The organism is Intrasporangium mesophilum (assembly GCF_054783095.1).
This window is the reverse complement of the sequence record NZ_BAAGRF010000003.1, coordinates 41,687-62,488: the sequence shown is the minus strand read 5'-3', so window position 1 is coordinate 62,488 and position 20,802 is coordinate 41,687. Positions and strand designations below refer to the sequence as shown.

Sequence of the window (20,802 nt, the reverse complement as noted above, 5' to 3'; positions counted from 1 at the left end):
CGGAGGTGTTTGCGCAAGACGGCCGAAACCTGCGCCACTCCTGGGAATTCGCCGTGAACGGTCGCGATCTTCCTTAGGCTGGCGTCGTGGGGGGGGCCCACCCGTATGCCGTCGCTGTCGTCACCGGTGCATCTCAGGGCATCGGCGCTGCGGTGAGCCTTCGACTCGCAAGGCAGGGCTATCTCGTGTGGGCGGTGGCCCGCAGCCCTGAACAGCTCGAGCGCATCGCCGAGGCAGGTCCGCCACGGCTGATTCGCCCGTTTCCCATGGATCTGGCTTCGTCTGAGCTCGGCGCTCTGGAGCTGGCGCTCGTCGAGGCGGGCCACCGGCTCGGCGCGCTCGTTCACTGCGCCGGGGTCATCGTCACTGGGTCGCTCCTCGTCGACAGCTCCAGGGACATCCAGCGACTCATGGACCTGAACGCCTTCTCGCCGCTCCGACTGACCGCGCAGCTGCGCGGACGACTCCGTTCGGGCAGCACCGTCGTATTCGTCAACTCCACCCAGGGACTGGCGGCCTCCGGGGGGACGGGCGCCTACGCGGCCAGCAAGCATGCGCTCAAGGCGATGGCGGACGCGATGCGAGCCGATCTGACCGGTAGCGGAATTCGGGTGACCACGATCTATCCCGGCCGCACGGCCACCCCGATGCAGGCACAGCTCTACGCGGAGCGCAACGAGACCTACCGCCCCGAGCTACTGCTCCAGCCAGAGGTCGTCGCCCACCTCGTGCACACCGTGGTCGCCCTCCCACCCGGAGCCGAGGTCACCGACATCACCGTCCGGAGCGACATCAAGTCCTACTGACCGCGGTTGTCGTCGATCCCCTTCGGCACGGCCCCTCCATCGGGCAAGATCTCCCTGTGCAGACCCAGGCCGGTGAGCCGTTCCGCTGTCGGTCGTGCGGCTCAGACCACATCGGCCTCGTGCTGAACCTCGGTCCGGTGCCGGCCTCAGACGTGTTCCCGCTCATCGACGACCCGGATCCCGACCGCCGCTTTCCACTGGAGCTCGTGCGATGCGAGCGGTGCACGCTGCTGCAGCTGGGCCCCGCCGCAACGCTCCAGCCCGAGGCGCCGACCGCCGTGGAGTCGGCGACCGCGGCGGCCCACGCAGAGCGCTCGGTCGCCCAGATCCTGCGCGACGAGGGCCTGCAGGCAGGGCGATCCGTCATCGAGCTCGACTCCGGCCACGGGAACTCGTGGCTCGCAGCATTGACGCGCGCCGGGCTGGTCGAGCGCCGCTCCGACGAGCGTGCTGACCTTGTCGTGGACCTCCACCACCTCATGCATGAACCGGTCCTTGACCCCGTGCTCGAGGCACACCGGGGACGGTTGTCTCCCGGTGGAGCCCTGGTGCTGGAGTTCTTCTATGCGCGCCGCCTTCTCGAGGACCGTCTCATCGACACCATCCGACACGGACACTTCCTCTACCTGAGCCTGACCGCGCTGCTACCCGCCCTCGAGCGTCACGGCCTGACGGCGACCCGCGCGGTGGAGGTCGACGTCTATGGGGGCAGCCTCCGCGTCACGGCGCGCGCCAGCCGGGATCATCCCCCGGTCGAGGCGTCGGTGGCCGCGGTCCTCGATGCGGAGCGCAGGGCGGGGTTTTCGGGAAGCCACGCGACGGTGGCCTTCGCTGCCGACGCGCGGACCGTGGCGGACGACTTCCGTCGGCGGCTCGAGGTCATGGCAAGCAGCGGTCTCAGCGTCGCAGGCTACGGGGCCCCGTCGAAGGCTACGGTCCTGCTCTCCCTCGCCGGCGTCGACGAGCGTCTCCTGCCGTTCACCGTGGATCTCTCACCGGCAAAGGCCGGGCGTCGGATTCCGGGCGCACGGGTACCGATCTACCCGGTCGACACACTTCTGGAGAAACGCGCCGAATTCGTCGTCATTCTCACTTGGGACATTGCGCACGAAGTGACAAGTTACCTCAAAAGGCTTGCCGGTGAAGGAAACTGGCATCCCAGGATCTATGTCCCGTTGCCACGCCCACGCGAATTCCAGCTCATTTGACGGCGCGTTCGGGATTTCCCTGACGGCACATCCACCAGCACCTATCGTGTCCGCATGACCGCCGCTGATGTGCAGGCTCGCGTGCGAAGCGAGTTCCATCGGGGGGACCGTGTGCGGCTGAAGAGTGTCGACGAGATCGTCGGCACGCTCGACGCCGACGGGACGCTGGACCGCCTTCCCTTCATGAGGGAGATGCTGCAGTTCGCGGGGCGCGACCTCACGGTCGCGGCACGGGCTGACAAGACGTGCGACACCATTGACATGACCGGCCCGAACCGCAGGATGACCGGGACGGTCCATATCGTCGGCGCCCGCTGCGACGGGTCGGCTCACGGAGGGTGTCAGGCGTACTGCAACCTCTTCTTCAAGGAGGCCTGGCTCGAGCCGGCGCCACCGGCTGAGGAGACCGGCCGTCCCGAGCTCGACGGTCCCGAGCTCGACGGTCCCGAGCTCGACGGTCCCGAGCTCGACGGTCCCGAGCTCGACGGTCCCGACGCGGGTCTTGCCGACCGACCGATCTCGGCTCCGTCCGTGGTCCAGCGCGACACCCTCCCGATGGAGGGCGTGGACGAGTTCGCGGTGACGGGCGCGGACACCTACCGCTGCCAGGCGACCGAGCTGATCAGGGCCTCGAGCCCGCTGACCGGGCGCTCGCACTACCTGCGCGACGTGTTGACCCGGAACGTGCCGATCTCGACCATCCTCAGAGCCATTCCGTATGCCGTGGTCAACCGCTATCAGCGCGCCTCGATGAAGCTGCCGGCGGCTTTGCGGCTCTTCGACGGCCACCGGCTGCCGCGAGTTCGCGGCGGTGTCGTCGACCGCCAGTGGCCACCGACCGAGCCCTTGGACCTTCAGCCGGGGGACCTCGTCGAGGTGCGCAGCCGGGAAGAGATCGAGGCAACGCTCGACAGCAACCAGAAGAACAGGGGTCTGTGGTTCGACGAGGAGATGCTCGCCTACTGCGGCCACCAGGGAAGGGTCCGGCACCGCGTCGAGCGGCTCATCGACGAGAAGACGGGCCGCATGCTTCGGATCACGCGTGACCTCGTCGTCATCGAGGGCATGTCCGGTTGTGCGGGCCTCTACCACAGCCTGTGTCCCCGGTCGGTCATCGCCATGTGGCGTGAGGCCTGGCTGCGCAAGATCGACTGACGCGACATGGCCGGTCGACTACGAGGCACGGCGCCGACGGACGGCATCGCCGTCGACACGACCACGATCGCGCGGGGGACGCGGCATACGGCCGTCGCCCAGGTGATCACCCAGGTCGTGCGTCTCGCGACGAACGTCGTCCTGGCCCGCCTCCTCACCCCGGAGGACTTCGGGGTCGTGGCCATCGCGCTCGTGGTGACGATGCTGCTCGACCAGCTCAAGGATCTGGGAACGGGATCGGCGATCATCCAGCGCCAGACCGTGGACGACCTCCTGGTCAACAGTGTCTTCTACCTCAACCTTGCACTGGGGATCGTCCTGGCAGGGGGCATGTTCCTGCTCGCCGGTCCGGTGGCTGCGGCCATGTCCAGCGTCGCGGCGACGCCTGTGCTCCAGGCGTTCTCGCTCGTGACGCTGATCACCGCACTCGGCCAGATCCACCATTCGCTGCTCCGCCGCGACCTGAGGTTCTTCGAGATCGCACTGGCCACCAGCGTCACGGCGGTCGTGACCGCGGGTGTGTCGATAGCAGGGGCCTTGGTCGGAATGACCTACTGGGCGCTCGTCGCGGGGAACATCGCAGGGGCACTGGTGGGCACAGCCATGGTGTGGGTCTTCGACCGGTGGCGTCCGTCCTGGCGCTTCAGCTGGGCGAGCCTGCGTTCCATCTGGAGCTACAGCTTCCACCTGTTCCTGTCGAACGTCCTGTTCGTCGTGTTCAACCAGGTCGACAAGGTCATCGTCAGCCGTTTCCTCGGCCCCGCCGCCCTGGGTGCCTACACCCTGGCGCAGCGCACCGTGGCCGCGCCGGTCGCCTCCGTTGCCTCCGTCGTGAACGAGGTCGTGTTTCCCGTCTTCTCGCGTCGCCAGGACGACCATGCAGCCCTGCGAAGCGGATTCATCCGTTCCTCATGCGCTACGGCCGTGGTGACGTTTCCGTTCGCGTTCGGGCTGAGTGCGCTCGCCGGACCCGCGGTCGACGTCGTCTTCGGTGAACGCTGGCAGGCGGTCGTGCCGGTGCTGTGGTTCATGGCCCCTGTGGTCGCGGTGCAGTCGGTGACGCTCAGCTCGAGCCAGCTGCTCCTTGCCAAGGGCCGTAGCGACTGGTCGTACCGCTGGGGAGTGGTCTACTGCGTCGTCCTCACTGCGCTCGAGCTGTACGGCGTCCGGTGGGGTCTGGTCGGAGTGACGGCAGCGTATGCCGGGGGCGTGCTCCTGCTCACACCCTTCAGCCTCATCATCGCGTTTCGGCCCGTCCAGCTTCGGCTGCGCACGTACTTCCGGGCACTGGCGCCGCACCTGGCCATCAGCGCCGTCATGGTGGCCAGCGTCCTTCTCGCCAGCCGCGTCACCAGCCAGGCCGGGGCAACGCCCCTGGTGCAGCTGGCGACCGGTGTGGCGGTTGGCGGGATCGTCTACATCGTCGCGCTCTTGGTGGTCCGACCGCCCGCACTGAACGACCTGCTCGCTGTGCTGAGGGCACGCAAGCGATGACCTCCGACGACCGCTCCTGCGCTGTCAGCGTGGTCATCCCTGTCTTCAACCCCGGCCCTGTCCTGCGGGACCAGCTGGAGGCGCTGGCCGGGCAGCGCGGCTTTGAGGAGCCCTGGGAGGTCGTGCTGGCGGACAACGGCTGCACGGACGGATCGCTCCAGACGGCGCTGGACCACCAGCCGCCAGGGCTCGACCTCATGGTCATCGACGCCACGGCACGCAGGGGGCCTGCGCATGCGCGCAATCGTGGGGCCGCCGAGGCACGCGGAGCCTGGATCGCCTTCTGCGACAGTGACGACGTCGTGGCGCCGAGCTGGCTGGCCGAGCTGTGGCAGGCTCGTCACGGCGGCGGGCTGGTCACCGGTCCGTGTGATGTCACGCTGCTGAACGAGCCCGCCCTGCAGCTGGCGCGGGGCGGCCCCGAGTACGGTGCGACGCTCCTCGACGGACCCTGTGAGTTCCTGCCCTTCGCCCCGTCGTGCAACCTCTTCGTCAGCCGAGAGACGTTCGAGAGGCTCGGCGGGTGGGACGAGGGCCTGGCCTACTGTGAGGACGTCGACTTCAGCTGGCGAGCCCAGCTCCGCGGAACGCACCTGCATTTCGCGGACGAGGCCGTCGTCCACTACCGATACCGGAAGTCCGTCTGGGGCGTGTTCACCCAGATGCGCCGGTACAAGGCAGCCGAGGTCCGGTTGTACCTTCGCTACCGGTCGTCCGGGGCTCGTCGGGCCGGCCCTGGCCAGGCGGTCGGCCAGTACTGGTGGATCGTCAGCCGCGGCCCTTACCTCGTCCTTGGACTCCGGCGCCGGATGCTCTGGTGGGCCGTCGCCGGCACGATCGTCGGTCGGGCGCAGGGCAGTCTCCGTCACCGGGTCCTCTACCTATGAATCGGCAAGGGGGTCACGTATGACTCGTGTATCTGTAGGACTGCCCGTCTACAACGCGGCCGCCTACTTGGACCAGGCCCTGGAGAGCCTTCTGGCGCAGACGCATGCGGACCTCGAAATCATCGTCAGTGACAACGGTTCGACCGACGCGACCCCCAGCATCTGCCGCCGCTTCGCCGCGGCCGATGACCGAGTCCGGTATGTCCGACACGACGCGAACCGCGGCGCCGCGTTCAACCACAACTTCGTCTTCCACGAGGCGAGCGCACCGTACTTCCGCTGGTTCGCCTATGACGACGTGCTCGAGCCGCGATGCATCGAGGCGTGCGCCGCGTTGCTCGACGCGGCACCCGAGGTCGTCCTGGCATGGCCACAGACGACGGTTATCGACGAGACGGGCGCGGTGAGGTGCGACTACCGCACGGACCTGCCCTTCGACAACGCGACCCCGGCCACCCGGCTGCGCAGCCTGTTGGGGCACCGCACGAGCGAGACGCTGCTGCACATGTGCTATCCCGTGTACGGCCTCATGCGGCGCGACGTGCTCGGGTCGACTCATCTGATGGCGGCGACGCCGAGCGCCGACACGATTCTGCTCGTCGAGCTCGCTCTTCGCGGTCCGTGGGCGCAGGTCCCTGAGCGGCTCTTCCTCCACCGGCGCCACGCGGCCTCGTCGATGGTCGGCACCACGCCGGAGCAGGTCGCCGCGTACTACGACCCGCGCGCCGGCGCAGTATTTCCCATGCCGCAGACAAGGCTGGCTCAAGGTTATGCACGTGCCGTGCTCTCGACCCCCCTTCCCGCACAGGACCGCGCCCGCTGTCTCGGAGTGGTCGCACAGTGGTTGCGACGGGACAAGCAGGGGCGAATCATTCTGGGAGAGTGGAAAATTCGGATGAAACAGGCAATTGCATCTTGAGACAGAAAGGGTGCATGCGGGCTCATTGGTGCATGAATTGCGACCCAAAAGAATCCGTCCGGCAAATGTCCCAGAACTGACTCTTGGGCGACGGTCGCGCAGTTACCCTTCAAACAACCGACAGCCGGGGGCCTGAAGGGAGTTGACCCGCGTGGATGCACTCGACGTCGTCATGGTGTGCGTCAAGAGGTGGTGGGTCATGCTGCCGGTCCTCCTCCTGACGGCTGCAGCCGGCGCCGGCCTCGTCCGCCAGCAGCACCCCGTCTACCACGCGTTCGGCAGCTATGCGCTGGTGTTCACGCATGGAGAGGCGATCTCCCCCACCAAGCCGGATCCACGCAACGCCAACCCGCTCGGCTCCAACAACGGAGTCCTGGTGGGCGAGGCGCTGATCGCCGACTTCATGTCGGCGGCGACTCAGGTAGCGCTGGGCGGCGTGGGCAACACGGGAGCCGCGCCGGACCAGCCCGAGAGCAAGAGCCTCTTCTCAGTTCTGCTGCCGCAGCAGGGAACCAGCGTGTATGCCGTTCAGACCTACGGCCCGAACGAGGCGGGGGTGCGCTCGGTTGTCGATGCCGTGCTGGCGGCCGCCCCAGGCAAGGCGGCCGGCATCCAGCAGAGGGCCGGAGCACCTGAGGTGTCGCAGTACACGACGTTCGTGACGTCACGGACGCAGGTGGAGCTGCTGCCCCCACCCTCGACGATGAAGCTGCTCGTCGCGGTCGGCGCTGTGGGTCTCACGGCCGGAGCAGCACTGTCGATCGTCGTCGACCGCTTGATCCAGCGTCGGAAGCGCAAGGTGACGCTGCGAGGTCCGCGACGGCGTCGCCTCCGTCTTCCGCGGCGCTGGGGCGGACGCCACTCGCAGGGTCTCGCTGCTCCGGCGCCTGTGGAGGTTGCTGTCAGCTCAGGGTCGAGCGCCGTTCCCGAGGCGCCGGGCGGCAGTCCGGTGGGACCGCCGGCAGAAGTCAGCAGCGACAACGGCGTTCGCCTCGAGGAGTGGTGGGCGAAGCTCGACAGGCCCGGCGCAGACCAGTCATCGGTGAGCGAGGCACCGCCGGCCGTCGACCAGCTCGCGAAGTTCGAGGAAGCACCCGTCGACCAGCCCTCGAAGCTCGAGGAAGCACCCGTCGACCAGCCCTCGAAGCTCGAGGAAGCACCCGTCGGCCAGCCCTCGAAGCTCGAGGCAGCACCCGTCGACGAGCCCGCGGACGAGCCCGATGACCTGGAGGAGGACTACTGGAACCCCGTTGCGTCCGAGGTCGGGCAGGCCACGGCCGAGGAGCCCGATCCTGAGTCCCCCGCGGCCGTCGGCGAGGCTGACGAGGCCGCCGAGGCCGACAAGACCCAACCGTCCGGGCCGCCCACGGCCGCGGAGGACGAGACTCAACAGCCAGCGAGGGCCGAGCAGCCCGCGACGGCCGAGCAGCCCGCGACGCCCGAGCAGCCCGAGGTCACGGTGCACGAGGCCGACGGGCAGGCCGCCGTCGCCAACGGACACCGCACCCGACCCGCTGCCCGGGTGCGCTCGAAGGCGGCAGGCCAGCTCAATGGCGATCACCAGGCCGCATCGGCCCCGGCTCAACCGCCGCTCAACGGTCACCGCGCGGAGGAGCCTGCGGAGCCACCGCAGGCCGTCCCCGCCGCGCCTGCCCCGGCGAAGCCGTCGCCACCCCGCCGACGCACTCGCACGCGCTCTGCTCCGAAGCCGCCGACCGCGGAGGTCGCCACGCCGGTCGCCACTCAGGTCGCCGAAGAGGCGACGGATGAAGGCGGGGCGGAGCAGGACCGCAGAGGCGACCCGGTCTCGTCCGCTCGCTAGCCATGAAGCTGGCCCGATTCCGGCACCACGCCGTGGTGGCGGTCCTGCTTGTCGTCATCGGCATTGCAGCCGTCGGGCTCATCGCCTCGCCGTTCGCACGCAATCCCTTGGTGCCCTTGGGTGCCGCCTTGGGCATCTCGTTCATTCTCGTGCTCAGTGCGATCTCCCTGTCACGGCGCGACCCGGTGTCCGTGCTGACGGTCATGCTCACGGCACTGTTCCTGATCCCGGGTGGATACGTCATCGTGGGCCCCCTCAAGTCGGTGGGAAACCCCGCGGAGCTGATCGGCCTGCTGGCGCTGGCGCTCTGGGGTGCCGGCCGGGTCCTCGGGCTGCTACCCGCCCGTTCGGGTCACCCGGTCCGGTGGCTGCTCCTGGCCTGGGCGATGACCACGGGCATGGCGTTTGCGGCCGGCATGCTCCGTGTCCTCGCGCCGGAGGAGAGCAACGGCGCGGTCCGCGCGCTCTTCCCGCTCGCGGCCGTCATGGGCATCGCCTTGTTCGCCGTGGACGGGCTGCGTTCGCGGGAGATGGTCGAACGCACCCTTTTCCGGCTCGTGGTGCTCGCGGGCTTGTCGGCCCTGATCGGGATCGTGGAGTTCGGCCTGGGCCTCGAGTACCGCACAGCGATGCAGCTGCCCGGGCTCACATCGGACACCGACGACTATGTCGACACGCGGGCCGGGTTCGTACGCGTTCAGGGCGGGGCGTCCCATCCCATCGAGTACGCCGTCGTGCTCGTGGCAGTGGCGCCGATCGCACTGCACTTCGCCCTCAACGCGACTGGTCGGTCGCGCCGGGCCGCAGCCTGGCTGGCGTTCGTCGCGATCCTCGCCGTCATCCCGATGACCGTGTCCCGGTCGGGGATCGTCGCCCTGTTGGTTGCGCTGGGCGTGTATGCCGTGCAGCTGAGCCCGCGTCAGAGGCTGAACGGCGTGCTTGCCGGCGTGGTCGGGCTCGTGCTGTTCCGAGCGGCGGTGCCCGGCATCCTCGGCACGCTCGAGTACTTCCTCTTCGCCGGCTCGTCGGACTCCAGCATCACGGCGCGCACTGACGACTACGACCGGATTCCCGCGCTGATCTCTGGCCACGAGCTGCTCGGGCGCGGCTTTGGCACCTTCGGTCCCACGCAGTACTTCTACGTGGACAACCAGTACATCCTGACCCTGCTTGAGGGCGGCTTCGTTTCCTTGGCGGTGCTGGTCGCCATCTTCGTGGTCGGCATGAGTCTGGCACGCGGCTACCGCAAGCGGTCGACCGAGGAAGCCGAACGGGGCCTCGGGCAGGCCTTGGCGGCGTCAATTGCGGCCGTGGCGATCTCGGCGGCAACGTTCGACGAGTTCTCCTTCCGGCAGACGTTCTTCACTTTCGCGCTCGTCCTGGGCTGCGCCGGCGCCCTGTGGGGCATCGCCAGGGCTCGCGAGGAGGCGAGCACAGTGGGACCAGCTCATCAAGGTGGGAGCTCGACCCCAGCCGTTGCACTCGCCTCGACAAGCGCAGCGGCCTTGACGGGCGACCGACCCCGATCCACCGTCGCGACGCACGACCGGGGTGACTTGTCGTCGACGATCGCCCGGCCCGACCATACCGCGCCGGCCGTGCCTTCTGTGGTGTTCGCGTTCGCGTACCACACGTGGGCCGATGCGGTGCGGCGCGACTTCTCGTGGTCTGCAGACCAGATGGCGCGGCACCTTCTGGCAGACGACCGCGTGCCATCTGTAGTGGTGTCAGACCCGTTGCGCAGCCGGCTCGCACGCATGCGGCGGCGGGACATCGAGCCGGACCGCGGTTTTCCCGACGACCCCTCGCGTACGCTCGTCCGGCCGCTGCGGTGGCGACGAGGCGACACCACAGGCATGTCCACGGCGACGGCATACAGTGCGTTCGACTGGTGGCTGGGCGGCCAGGTGACGGATCCTGCTTCCTCCGTGCTCGTCACGTGTCATCCGGTTCATGCTGCGGTCGCTGACCGCACCCGATGGCGCGACGTCGTGTACTACGCGTGGGATGACTGGCTCGAGTACCCGCCCTTCGAGCCGTCTCGGCGCCTGTATGCGTGGAGCTATGCGCAGATGGCGCGTCGTGACGTCCACGTCATCGGCGTCAGCAAGGCGGTGGTCGGGCACGTCGGATCTCACCGGACGACCGTGGTGCCCAACGGAATTGCCCCAGGCGACTTCCATGCACTCCCGCCAGTTCCGTCCTGGTTCAGCGAGCTCGACAGGCCCGTCGCGTTCTACGCGGGCGCGCTCGAGCGTCGGGTTGATGTCGACGTGCTGCGACGCGCGGCTCGCGACCTGCCTGACTGGACCCTGGTCCTGGTCGGGCCGATGCACGAGCCCGACCTGTTCCGGGCCTTGTCGGACGAGCCCAACGTGCAGATCAGACCCCCTGTGCCGCGGAGCCAGGCGCTCGCCATGGCCGCCGCGTCCGAGGTCTGCCTGATACCACACCGGGAGACTCCGATGTCGCGGGCGATGAGCCCCCTCAAGCTCTACGAATACCTCGGCGCAGGAAGACCGGTCGTTGCGAGCGACCTGCCGCCGCTGCGCGATGTGAGCGACCGGTGCCTCATCGTCTCCCCCGGTGATCCAATAGCGCCCGCCATCCTGCAGGCGGCCGACCTGCCGCGGCAGACCGAGGCGGAGCGGAGCGAGTTCTACGCCAGCCACTCCTGGGCCCAGAGGTATGCCGTGTGGAGGAGCGCCGTGCTGGGCGTGGACTTCCCAGCATTCACGGGCTGATCCGGGCGAGTGGCGGCCCTGTCCGCACGCGTCCCTCGCACGCGGTGCCCGGCGGATGGTTCAATGCCGCCGGCGCAGCACCTGCCGAGTGGCTCATCCCACGAGTTCACGTTCCCGGTTCTGACCGCCCGGCAAGCTGGCCCATGATGACCGGCGTGCAACGGCCGCGAGTGCTCGCCGGTCGCCTTGGCGCACCGATCGGAGAACATAGTGCAGCTCCACCGCCGCTCGGAAAGCCACAGATGCCGCGTGCCCATGGTGACGTTCGTAGTCGCGAACACGGTTGACGGCCATGAGGGCGCCCAGGTCCGACGGCCCGCCAGACCCCCCGCCGACGTGCTTCACTGATGCGCCTGGGACGAACTCGATGGCAAAGCCGGTGCTGCGGACGCGGCGCGCGTAGTCAACCTCCTCGGAGTAGAGGAAGAAGCTCTCGTCCCAGGATCCCACCTCACGGTCACAGTCGCTGGCAACCATCCAGCATGCCCCGCTGGCCCAGTCGACAGTGCCACCTGTCACGTACGCGGCATCCGACCGTACTGTATCGCTGAGCATGGCCGGCCTTGTCCTCCAATGGCTTCCGAAGGCGGCCTCGCCCACGGCTCGCATCACCGTCGGCTCACGGTGCAGGGACTGGTAGACGCTTCCATCCGGGTTGAAGATCGTCGGGACACACACCCCGACATCACGCTCGGAGAGCGCCTGTGCGAGTCGGGTCAGTGACCCCTGGCCGAGGACGAGATCCGGGTTGAGAATCGCCAGAGCGTCGATCCCATCGGGAAGCGAGCGCCTCGCCACATTGATGCCGCCGGCAAATCCAAGGTTGCCGCCGGTCTCGATCAGCGTTACGTCCGGTCGGGAGGCAAGGATTCGAGTGCCGTCGGTCGAGCCGTTGTCGACGACGACGGTGACCACGTCGAGCCCGGGCGCGGCGTGGGGCACCGAATCCAGAAGGCGGGCGATATCTCTCTCGTTGTTGTGGGTGACGACAACCACCGCGACCCGTTGCACGTCTCGTGGCGAGTGGTGCGGCTCGGGAAGGTGCGTCGACGGACGATGGGCAAGACGCAGGGCCGTTGGCGGGCCCTGGACCAGGTAGCGACGTGCGAGTCGTCGCGGTTCGCGTGCCAGCCGATAGGCCCACTCGAGCCCCCGCTCCTGCAGGGCCGCCGGCGCCCGATGGTCCACTCCCGCAACGAAGCCCGCCGCAGCACCGAATGCGAGGAGGACTCGTGCCTTCGTTCGCGCGGCATAGGCCTGGATCCACCGTTCCTGAAAGGGCTTGCCCAGCCCGACCACGAGGATCTGCACCTTGGCGCGCGCCACGTCGTCCGCGAGTCCGACGCTCCGCTGCGGATCGTCGATCTGAGATCGCGACGGAGCCCAGTAGCCACCAACCTTGAGACTCGGAAGCAGGGACTGGAGGCGTGCGGCGAGGGCGTCATGCATCTCGTTGGTGCCGCCGAGGAAGCCGACCGTGACTCCCATGGCGGCTGCGCTCGTGAGGATCGGAAGGAGCAGGTCAGCGCCGGCCAGTCGGGGCCATCGATGTCCTGTGACCCGCCGAGCCTTGGCGAGCAGTGGCACGCCATCGGCCAGGACCAGCCATCTGAGGTCGGGCCCGTCGTGCAGTACTCCGCTCAACTCGGAACGCGCCCGCGAGAAAGTGTAGATATGGTCCAGATTTGCCGAAGCGATGGCGAGTGCCGGTTTCTTTGACGATTGTACTGCTTCGGTCAGGATGTCGAATACATCCGTTTCCTCGCACAGGTCGACTGAAACCCCGCCAAGAGTGCGTCGTGACATCACCATGCCAGTTCTCCTCTCCCCGCCCCCCGGGGAAACTGCCCGTGCCGACAGTTTGACATCGCCGGTCGCAGTGCGCGGGAAATTCAAGAATTGAGAGACGCTTAGGCTCGGCCGACCTGAACCACCAGTCCAAGGTGGTCTGATCCCCGGACCTGCACGGTGCGAAGGCCGCTTACGTCCAGGCCTCGGGACACCAGGACGTGGTCTATCTGTACGAGCGGCGGCACCCCAATCCCCCACTGCCGCTTGGCTGCTCCCGCAGGCCACGTAGGCTGATAGCCCCCATTGACCTGGTCCACACCATCTTGGAAGCCTAGGTCGAGAATGCGCCGGAAGGGGGCGTTGTTCGGAGTTGCGTTGAAGTCTCCCGCCAGGACCACGGACGCTTTTGTGTCAGCTCCGTACGTCGCGCCCAAAAAAGACTCCATCACGGCATACTCCTGCGTCCATGAGTCTCCTTGGTAGGGGGGCGTCATATGGACTGCAACGAGGTCGAACCCGCCTAATTCATGCGCGTCCACGCGAACGAGCCGTGAATCGGCCCCATCGGATATTCGCGCCAATTCGATCAACGGGTACGTGCTGAGAATGACCGTCCCGTCCGGGCCATCCGGATGAATGCCGACCTGGTACGCGTAGCGGTCGAGAAGATCGGTACGGCGCAGGGCTGCGAGCTGGTTGGGCGGCAGGTCGCTCAGGACGACGACCTCGGCTCCGCTGGAGCGCGCTAGCTGGGCCAGCGCGCCCGCATCGCCATACTCGAAATTTTGCGCTAGCACCACAACCTGCGGTCCAGACGGACTGGCAGTGTCTCCAAGGAAGAGTGGTGCGAGCCACACAAGGTGCGCGACGAGCAGCGCTGACCCCGCCGCCGCGGCGCACGCCGCCGCCCGAGCCCCAGATCTGCGCTTGCCCTGGACGATCCACGCGGCACCGGACGCGGTGATCGTCACCAACGCGATGGGAATGCTCGCGGGCGCCAGGGCGGCCAGCTCGATGAGGCGCGGCTGGCTCGGGTCGGCGCAGCGCAGGACGGTCAGGGCAGCGGCGAGGACGAGGCTGGCCGCCGCGACAGCCCACAGCACCACCGACGCCCAGCGTCTCGTCGGGGGAATACGCGCGGCCTCAGGAGTCAAGACCGTCTCGCTCCTCTCGGTCGGTGTGGGTGCTGAGACGTGTGCCTCGGCCTGGCGTGATCCGGTGCGTCCGGCCCCGTGTTCAGTAGGCCCCGCGTGAAGCAACGACAGCGCGGATGGTCCTGAGGAGGATCGACAGGTCTTGCACGATCGACCAGTTGTCGACGTAGTCGAGATCCAGGCGCACTGCGTCGTCCCACGCCAGGTCGCTGCGACCAGAGACCTGCCACAGGCCGGTCATTCCGGGTCGGACGCGGAGGCGCCGCTTCATGTCCGGCGCGTACTGGCGAACCTCCGACGGCAGTGCAGGACGCGGTCCGACCAGGCTCATGTGGCCGGTGATGACGTTGACCAGCTGGGGCAGCTCGTCGATCGAGTAGCGCCGGATCACCCTGCCTACGGTGGTGATTCGCGGGTCCCCTTGCGCCTTGAAGAGGACGCCATCGGTGTGGTTGAGATGCGTGACAGCGCTGAGCCGAGCCTCGGCGTCGACCGTCATGCTCCGGAACTTCAGGCATTCGAAGAGCTCGCCGTCGCGCCCGACGCGGGTCTGGCGGAAGAGGACCGGTCCCCTGTCCTGCACCTTGATGGTGAGCGCCACGACGAGCAGGAACGGCGAGGACAGCACGAGCAGCAGGCAGCCTCCCAGCACGTCGAACATCCGCTTCAGGCCGCGGGAGGCGGCAAGGCCCTGCGGCTGCTCGACGTGCACGAGGGGCAGGCCCCCGACGGGCCGCATCGCGATTCGGCCGGAGGAGATGTCGCTGAGGCTCGGCACAACCGCCATCTGCACGTGGTGACCCTCGAGGTCCCACGCAATGCGGCGGAAGTCCACGGGCGACGGAAACGCTCCCTCCGTGAAGACGACGAGGTCAGCCGCCGCGGCGAGCACGGATGCAGCTGTCCGCGTTGTGTCGCCGAGGACGCGCACACCGAGTGGGGTGCTGCTGCCTGCCTGATCGGCGGGCGTCAGGGCGCCGATGATGCTGTAGCCGAGGCGCGACTCGCGCCTGAGCACCGTGACGACGTCGTCCACATGACCGGCCGACCCGCAGACCACCACGCGCGTCATCAGATGTCCTCGGGCGCGGACACGGTGCACGAGACCACGGGCGCACCACCGCCACAGCAACAACAGCGGCAACCCGATGCTGAAGAGAAGAACGAAGAACCCACGGGAAAGGTCGAACTTCGTCACGTAGCTCATGATCCCGATCGCACCAGCCGTGAGCGCAGCAGACGATCCGACCCGGGCATACTCGCGAGTGCCTACTCCGACATACATGCTCGCGTACGTCCCCATGAAGTAGTTGACCAGCATCCAGCCGGCAATGATCCAGACGCCGACCGACTGCGCCACCGCGTTGAGGTCGCTGGCGGCTGAGAAGATCTCGAGGCTCATGCGTCCGGCCGCGGCCAGCACCATCGACGTGGCGATGACAACGAGGTCGCCGGCGGCGATCCCCCACTGCAGCAGGCGAACACCCCGGGACCGCTCGCTCAGAGGCTGGGTCACCGGACGCGCGCTCAACCCTAGAAGTACAGCCCCCCGCTCGCGCACGGGCTGCGCCATATGTCCCCCACCCCTGCACCCAGCGAAGGGCGCACTCCCTCGTCGAGAACCACCCCCAGTAGCCTGTTGCGAGTATGCACGGGGTAGCCGGATCGCGTCGACGAAGGCAGAAAAGTGGTGGGGTTTGCGCGAATTAGTCTGCGGTGGTGCGTAATTCGGCTGTTATGTACTCCGCTTGTTGGCGTAACGACGGGATCTCAGTTCGTGATGTGAGGAGTGGAGGGGCACCACGCTGACCCCCTCTCCCGAGAGTGGTGCCTCTCCGCTTCACCGCTCGGCGAATCCGCGCGCTCGTGGAGCGCCACGCCCATGACCCACCTCGCTGGCGAGAGCCTGGACCGGCACACGAAGAAAACAGGCGTGCCCGGGACCAACGATGTGGTCCCGGGCACCTGTCGACCGGTCCGACTGGCGCAAGGCTGACATACCGGTCTCGGCTTTGCGGTTTGGTCGTCGCGCCTCGCGTCCCCACCCGACGCCCACATCGAGGTCGCAATCTCCTCCCGTTCCTCCCCGCCGCCGAAGTCACTGTGCCTCCAACCGGGCTGGAATGCTGAGTTTTCCAACAATTCACAGTGTTGAGCCGGTGAGGAATTGTGCTACCAATAACCGGATCACACCGATTCGAGCACGAACCACACGGTCATCCCGACTGCGTCCAGTTCCGAGCCCCACCTCGTCGAGAGCGCGTCCACGAGCTGAAGCCCACGACCGTGCACAGCGAGCGGGTCCTCGGTGAAGTTGCGTGGATCGACGACCACGGTCGAGCCGCCGTCGCGGACGGTTGTGGTGAGCACACCGCGGTCAAGCACGACACGGAGCTCGCAGCCGGCATCGGTGTGGATGATCGCGTTGGTCACCAGCTCGCTGAGGCACAGGATCGCGCTGTAGATCGTGGCCTCGCCGACACCCCACGACGCGAGGGTGCTCCGGACGAAATGGCGCGCGGGGGCGACTGCCCGAGGGTCCCCGGCAACGGAGTACGTGGCCGAGCGCGCGCCGAGCGGCATCGGCTCATCCTCGAGGGATCTGCTGGCATGGGCGGTCGCACGCTGCACGCGGCGCAGGGCGGCGCCCAGCCTCGCGCCGAGATCCTCGAGCTCGCTCAGCTGTGCGCTGTCGAAGCGCTGCGGTGCGTCGAAGAACAGCGCGAATCCGCCCTGGACGTGGCCGGCAGCGAAGATCGGCAGCGCCGCGAGCGCGCGGGTCTTCGGGGGCTGGCGGTCGGTGAAAGCACGATAGCGGTCGGCCAGGTCCTCCAATGAGCCCACCACCGCCTCGCCGGTGCGCACGGAGTGGTTCAGCGGGACATCCTCGTATGCGTCGACCTCGCACCAGTCGACGCTGCGTCGGTTGTCGCGGTCGCTCGCGCAGAAGAGCAGCCGGCGTCCACCACCTTCGGCCAAAGCCAGCCCTGCCCGATGGACGCCGGGCACCTGGCCGAGCCGCGCCAGCGCGGACCGTACCCACGTGTCCCCGTCGGGGACCGGTCTGCTCGCGACCGTGTGCGCCACCTCGCCAGGATAGGTCGGCGCCCGACTCACAGGACCTTCTGCGGGCCATTTGCGGACCGCGGACAGCCCGCCGTGACCAATCCGCCGGTCGGAGCGCAGGGGTCGCGAGCGTGCCGCTCGGATGTGCCGGGGCTGGAGGCTTGCGACCCGGTCGGTTCCGATGGTGATTTCTCTGCGCCCCTGTCATAAGCCAAGCCAGAGTGCTGAGTCTCTGGGCGAAGTTTCGTGCGCATTCCCCACTATTCAGGCAAGGCACTTTATTCACCGTCTTGGCTCTCGAGGCGGGCCGAGTGAGCCGGATGTGGCGAGGCACATCGCTTCTGGGTGGCGCGGACTCGGGCAGCCGGCCCTTCGGGTCGTGGCGAGCGGGATCCCGGTCCTGCAGCATCACGATCCTCGGCCCGAGGCAGTCGAGGGTCGGCTCGCGGGTGTGCGCTTGGTCCGGGCACCGTGGAGCTTTCGCGGCCAGGCGCTGAAGCTGCCCAAGAGCGTGAGGAGCGCGGGAACCAGGACGGTGCGCACGACCAGTGCGTCGATGAGGACCCCCAGGCCCATGACGAACGCCAGCTCGCGGAACTGCCGGAGCGGCACCAGTGCAAGCATCGCGAAGCTCGCCGCCAGCGTGATGCCGGCCGCGGTGATCGCGCCGGACGTCTCTGGGACGCGCTCCGCCATGGCCTTTCGCAAGGACGTGTGGTTGGCGCGAGTCCAGACGTGGCCGACGCCGTAGATGTTGTAGTCGGACCCGAGCGAGAGGAGCAGCACCGAGGCAGCGAACGGCACGTAGAACGCCACCCCGTCGTGGCCCAGCCGATCTTGGAAGACCAGCGTCAGACAACCCAGCGAGGCGGCGAGGGCAAGCACGCTGGAGGCCAGCAGCAACAGTGGTGCGACGACAGCACGCAGGAAGACCATCAGCAAGGCCAGGTTCACCAACAGCACCGCGATCGCGATGCGGAGTAGGTCGGCGTTGGTGGCTGCCACGAGCTCGCTGGCCACCGCTGTGTCGCCGGCCAAACCGTAGCGCGCCCCCTCCAGCCCGGCCCGCTGCAGCAGGACGGGCATGGCCTCCGACACATCGTTCAGGTCATGGATCGCTGTGGCGCCGAGGGGGTCCTTGTCGAGGATGACGAGGAAGCGAGCGGCGTCGCCCGCGCGGGTCACGAGGGCGCCCCGCACCAGGTTGTCGGGCAGCGCGCTGGGGCTCAGCACGCCGGCGACACCCGGCTGTTGCTGTAGCTCGCGGCCGAGTCGGGCGAGCTTCTGCTGGTCACTGCCGATCTCGGCGCCCTGCAGCAGCAGCTCGGTCGGCGCGACGATACCGGGCGCGAAACCCGAAGCCGCCGCCTGCGCTGCCGTGCGCGGTTCACTGTCGGCGGGGAGCGCGGCGATGAAGGACACTCCCAGACGGAGGCGGTCCACGCCGGCGCCCAGGACCACGAGGCCGACTACACAGGCGCCGCCGAGGACCAGTGCCACCACTCGGACGGTGAGCACTCGCGCCGCGGCCCGCGCCACGTGAGGAGCGCTTGCTCCCCCGGGCCGGGTGGGCCAGTACAGGACGCGGCCCAGGATCGCGAGCAGTGCCGGCAACAGGGTCACCGAGACGACCACCGCGGTCAGCACCGACAGCGCGAGCACGGGTCCGAAGGCGCGGAAGTAACCCGCCTGCGCGACGAGCATCGCCGCGCTGCCAGCCGCGACCGCGATCCCGGCGACCAGCACTATCCGACCGGTCTGCGCGGCGGAGGTCTTGGCCGCCGTCAGCTTGTCCAGGCCGGCGTCGAGACCGGTACGCATGCTGGACAGGAAGAAGATCGCGTAGTCCGTCACGATGCCCAGCACGAGCGCGAGCACCAGCGGTTTGAGCTGCTCAGGCACCCCGCCCTGCACGAACCCGCCCACATAGTCGGTGACCCGGACAGCCAGGAAGTACGACGCGGCCGCAGTCACCAGCGCCACCAGCGGAGCGACGACCGATCTGAACTTCACGGCGACGACCCCTATGACGACCACCAGCGTGGCGCACTCGAGCAACGGCAGGTGACCGTAGAGGATCTCGGACTGGGCGACCTGCGCCGGGACCGTCCCCGTGACCCCGACGAGATGGTCGTCTGGCTGGTTCACGTGCTGACGGCCGAACGTTTCCGCCGCGGCGACTTCGTCGGCCAGGCTCGTACCCGGCTTGGTGAGAACGTAGCTCAGAGCTGTGGTGCCCTGCTCTGAGGAAGACGGAAAGACCGCCTCCGAATTGGCGATCGGAAGGACCCCGGCTATGGGACCGACGTCGCCGACGGTTCCCTTGGCCACCGCCACCGCTCGCTCCACCACTCGCTGCTGCGCCGCGTGCGACAGACCGTGCTCGTCGCGTTGCACCAGCACGGTTCGGGACAGGATCGGGAACCCGAAGGCCTTGGCAGACGCGGTCTCCGTCGCGATGGCGTGGCTGTTCGGAGGCGCGAACGCGCCCAGGTCCGCGCCGGCCGTGGTGGCGGGTAGCCACAGGGCGGCTGCGATCGCGGCCGTGACCCAGCCCAGCACGACGCACCAGCGGAGCTTGATCACGAGCCAGGCGTACATCCTGGCAAGTGAGCCGACCTCGGACTTGCGCCACGACCTCATAGACCCGCCTTCTGCATGAAGAAGAAGTACCCCGGTTCCCGGTTTTGCTCACCCAAGGGGAAACCGGCCAGGTTCGGATGACTCCGGCAGCGTTGCGGCTGCGGCGCGGTCGATGCGGGCAGTCCCGTCGAGCCTTGGCGACCTTGGCGCTGCCTGCCAGTCTCCTGTGATCTTCCTGATGGGCGTATCGCGAAACGTGCTGCGCCCACAGTGGTTTGGGAGCCGTCGGCTCCGCTCCGGGGGGACTTCGCAAGACCTGCAGCAAGGAGAGTCACATGAGACTCGGCATCAGGGCCGTCTGCGCCACAGCTACGGCCACGTCGCTTCTGCTCCTCGGGGCCGTATCGGCAACCGCCGGCGGCAACGGGGCGACCACCTTCACCGACAACGAGCACGGAGTCGTGGACGTGTTCCACGACGCCAACCCGTGCACTGGTGACCTCGGCACCATCAGCGCAGTCGAGAACCAGATCTTCCACGGCACTATCAGCAAGACCGGCTCGTGGTTCACGGGGACGGTCGAGGGCCAGTTCACCTTCACACCGGACGACCCGTCGAAGACGTCGTACACCGGGCACTTCACCAACTGGTTCGGCGACGAGAACAACCTGCGTAACGGCGTCGAACACAGCACCTTCAACGTCAACGCGACCGGCAGCGACGGCTCGCACCTGCAGTTCCACGACAACGCCCAGGCCACGCTGAACGCCAACGGCACGGTGACCGTGTCGTTCGACCACATGTCCTGCGGCTGACCCGGACAACACAGCACCGCGACGTGCGGCATACGGCGAGCCCCCAACTCACCCGGGAGTGGGGGCTCGCTTTGTCCCCTCGCGGCTTACCGCAGCTTCACCTCGTCGAGCAGGCTGTGGTCAACAGGAACGTGGGGGCGCCGATGAGCACCGCCCCCAGGGTCGCTACGACGATCACCCGTCGGCTCTTCTTTGGGCCTGGGGCGCCGCCGGGGCCCGACAGCGGGCAGGCTGAAGCGCCAGCGACATAGTCGTCAGCTGTGGCGCCGTAGGGTTGAGGTGCGGCGCGCTCGGAGGGCTCGGGGACGCTTCCGGCGTAGCTCGCCCACGGATCACTCATAGTGCCAAGGGTGCACCG

The 20,802-nt window shown here is 68.0% G+C and carries 15 protein-coding genes and 1 pseudogene; 10 read left to right on the top strand and 6 right to left on the bottom strand.

Translation table 11 applies throughout. The annotated features are described in order from the left end of the window. Window positions 1–86 precede the first annotated feature (86 nt). Both ACYVLP_RS01625 and ACYVLP_RS01620 read left to right on the top strand, forming a co-directional pair. On the top strand, window positions 87–806 hold the full coding sequence (locus ACYVLP_RS01625) for an SDR family NAD(P)-dependent oxidoreductase (protein ID WP_460625590.1): 720 nt from the start codon (window positions 87–89) through the stop codon (window positions 804–806). 56 nt (window positions 807–862) lie between these two features. Then, window positions 863–988, top strand: a pseudogene (locus ACYVLP_RS01620) (hypothetical protein); the annotation flags it as partial. On the opposite strand, the gene ACYVLP_RS01615 reads toward ACYVLP_RS01620, so the two are convergent. Next, window positions 953–1,291: a hypothetical protein gene (locus ACYVLP_RS01615; RefSeq protein ID WP_460625935.1), complete on the bottom strand. Its 339-nt coding sequence runs from the start codon at window positions 1,289–1,291 to the stop codon at window positions 953–955. The pseudogene ACYVLP_RS01620 and the gene ACYVLP_RS01615 overlap by 36 nt on opposite strands. 63 nt (window positions 1,292–1,354) lie before the next feature. Between ACYVLP_RS01615 and ACYVLP_RS01610 the strand changes: the two genes are divergently transcribed. From ACYVLP_RS01610 to ACYVLP_RS01580, 7 genes are all read left to right on the top strand, one after another. Then, the gene (locus ACYVLP_RS01610; RefSeq protein WP_460625920.1) at window positions 1,355–2,014 is read left to right on the top strand and encodes a methyltransferase C-terminal domain-containing protein; all 660 of its coding nucleotides are present in this window, start codon (window positions 1,355–1,357) and stop codon (window positions 2,012–2,014) included. 54 nt (window positions 2,015–2,068) lie between these two features. After that, window positions 2,069–3,169: a hypothetical protein gene (locus ACYVLP_RS01605; protein ID WP_460625589.1), complete on the top strand. Its 1,101-nt coding sequence runs from the start codon at window positions 2,069–2,071 to the stop codon at window positions 3,167–3,169. 6 nt (window positions 3,170–3,175) lie between these two features. Further along, window positions 3,176–4,663: a lipopolysaccharide biosynthesis protein gene (locus ACYVLP_RS01600; RefSeq protein ID WP_460625588.1), complete on the top strand. Its 1,488-nt coding sequence runs from the start codon at window positions 3,176–3,178 to the stop codon at window positions 4,661–4,663. After that, the gene (locus ACYVLP_RS01595) at window positions 4,660–5,550 is read left to right on the top strand and encodes a glycosyltransferase family 2 protein (protein ID WP_460625587.1); all 891 of its coding nucleotides are present in this window, start codon (window positions 4,660–4,662) and stop codon (window positions 5,548–5,550) included. Before ACYVLP_RS01600 ends, ACYVLP_RS01595 begins: the two co-directional genes overlap by 4 nt. A 19-nt stretch (window positions 5,551–5,569) precedes the next feature. After that, complete coding sequence (locus ACYVLP_RS01590; RefSeq protein WP_460625586.1) at window positions 5,570–6,469, top strand: glycosyltransferase family 2 protein; 900 nt, start codon at window positions 5,570–5,572, stop codon at window positions 6,467–6,469. Between the two features lie 151 nt (window positions 6,470–6,620). Next, window positions 6,621–8,291, top strand: coding sequence for a hypothetical protein (locus ACYVLP_RS01585; protein WP_460625585.1), 1,671 nt, complete (start codon window positions 6,621–6,623; stop codon window positions 8,289–8,291). Between the two features lie 2 nt (window positions 8,292–8,293). After that, window positions 8,294–11,035 carry an O-antigen ligase family protein gene (locus tag ACYVLP_RS01580; RefSeq protein WP_460625584.1) on the top strand — a complete coding sequence of 914 codons (2,742 nt, stop codon included), beginning with the start codon at window positions 8,294–8,296 and terminating at the stop codon, window positions 11,033–11,035. Between the two features lie 93 nt (window positions 11,036–11,128). Here ACYVLP_RS01580 and ACYVLP_RS01575 read toward each other — a convergent pair whose 3' ends face one another. The 5 genes from ACYVLP_RS01575 to ACYVLP_RS01555 all read right to left on the bottom strand — a co-directional run bounded on the left by ACYVLP_RS01575 (window position 11,129) and on the right by ACYVLP_RS01555 (window position 19,689). Further along, entirely contained in the window at window positions 11,129–12,931 is a 1,803-nt protein-coding gene (locus ACYVLP_RS01575) for a WecB/TagA/CpsF family glycosyltransferase (protein ID WP_460625583.1), read from the bottom strand. 14 nt (window positions 12,932–12,945) lie between these two features. Next, window positions 12,946–13,932 (bottom strand): endonuclease/exonuclease/phosphatase family protein, encoded by a 987-nt coding sequence (locus ACYVLP_RS01570; RefSeq protein ID WP_460625582.1) that lies wholly within the window; start codon window positions 13,930–13,932, stop codon window positions 12,946–12,948. A gap of 130 nt (window positions 13,933–14,062) precedes the next feature. After that, the gene (locus ACYVLP_RS01565; RefSeq protein WP_460625581.1) at window positions 14,063–15,496 is read right to left on the bottom strand and encodes a sugar transferase; all 1,434 of its coding nucleotides are present in this window, start codon (window positions 15,494–15,496) and stop codon (window positions 14,063–14,065) included. A gap of 671 nt (window positions 15,497–16,167) precedes the next feature. After that, window positions 16,168–17,067 carry an ATP-binding protein gene (locus tag ACYVLP_RS01560; protein WP_460625580.1) on the bottom strand — a complete coding sequence of 300 codons (900 nt, stop codon included), beginning with the start codon at window positions 17,065–17,067 and terminating at the stop codon, window positions 16,168–16,170. Between the two features lie 387 nt (window positions 17,068–17,454). Continuing rightward, window positions 17,455–19,689: an MMPL family transporter gene (locus ACYVLP_RS01555; RefSeq protein ID WP_460625579.1), complete on the bottom strand. Its 2,235-nt coding sequence runs from the start codon at window positions 19,687–19,689 to the stop codon at window positions 17,455–17,457. 275 nt (window positions 19,690–19,964) lie between these two features. Between ACYVLP_RS01555 and ACYVLP_RS01550 the strand changes: the two genes are divergently transcribed. Further along, window positions 19,965–20,444 (top strand): hypothetical protein, encoded by a 480-nt coding sequence (locus tag ACYVLP_RS01550; RefSeq protein WP_460625578.1) that lies wholly within the window; start codon window positions 19,965–19,967, stop codon window positions 20,442–20,444. Window positions 20,445–20,802 lie beyond the last annotated feature (358 nt).

Excerpts from the sequence above, each read along its gene's own strand:
- ACYVLP_RS01600 (WP_460625588.1), top strand. The coding sequence starts at position 3,176 with ATGGCCGGTCGACTACGAGGCACGGCGCCGACGGACGGCATCGCCGTC.
- ACYVLP_RS01555 (WP_460625579.1), bottom strand. The coding sequence starts at position 19,689 with ATGAGGTCGTGGCGCAAGTCCGAGGTCGGCTCACTTGCCAGGATGTAC.
- ACYVLP_RS01580 (WP_460625584.1), top strand. The coding sequence starts at position 8,294 with ATGAAGCTGGCCCGATTCCGGCACCACGCCGTGGTGGCGGTCCTGCTT.
- ACYVLP_RS01595 (WP_460625587.1), top strand. The coding sequence starts at position 4,660 with ATGACCTCCGACGACCGCTCCTGCGCTGTCAGCGTGGTCATCCCTGTC.
- ACYVLP_RS01550 (WP_460625578.1), top strand. The coding sequence starts at position 19,965 with ATGAGACTCGGCATCAGGGCCGTCTGCGCCACAGCTACGGCCACGTCG.
- ACYVLP_RS01615 (WP_460625935.1), bottom strand. The coding sequence starts at position 1,291 with ATGCATGAGGTGGTGGAGGTCCACGACAAGGTCAGCACGCTCGTCGGA.
- ACYVLP_RS01590 (WP_460625586.1), top strand. The coding sequence starts at position 5,570 with ATGACTCGTGTATCTGTAGGACTGCCCGTCTACAACGCGGCCGCCTAC.
- ACYVLP_RS01605 (WP_460625589.1), top strand. The coding sequence starts at position 2,069 with ATGACCGCCGCTGATGTGCAGGCTCGCGTGCGAAGCGAGTTCCATCGG.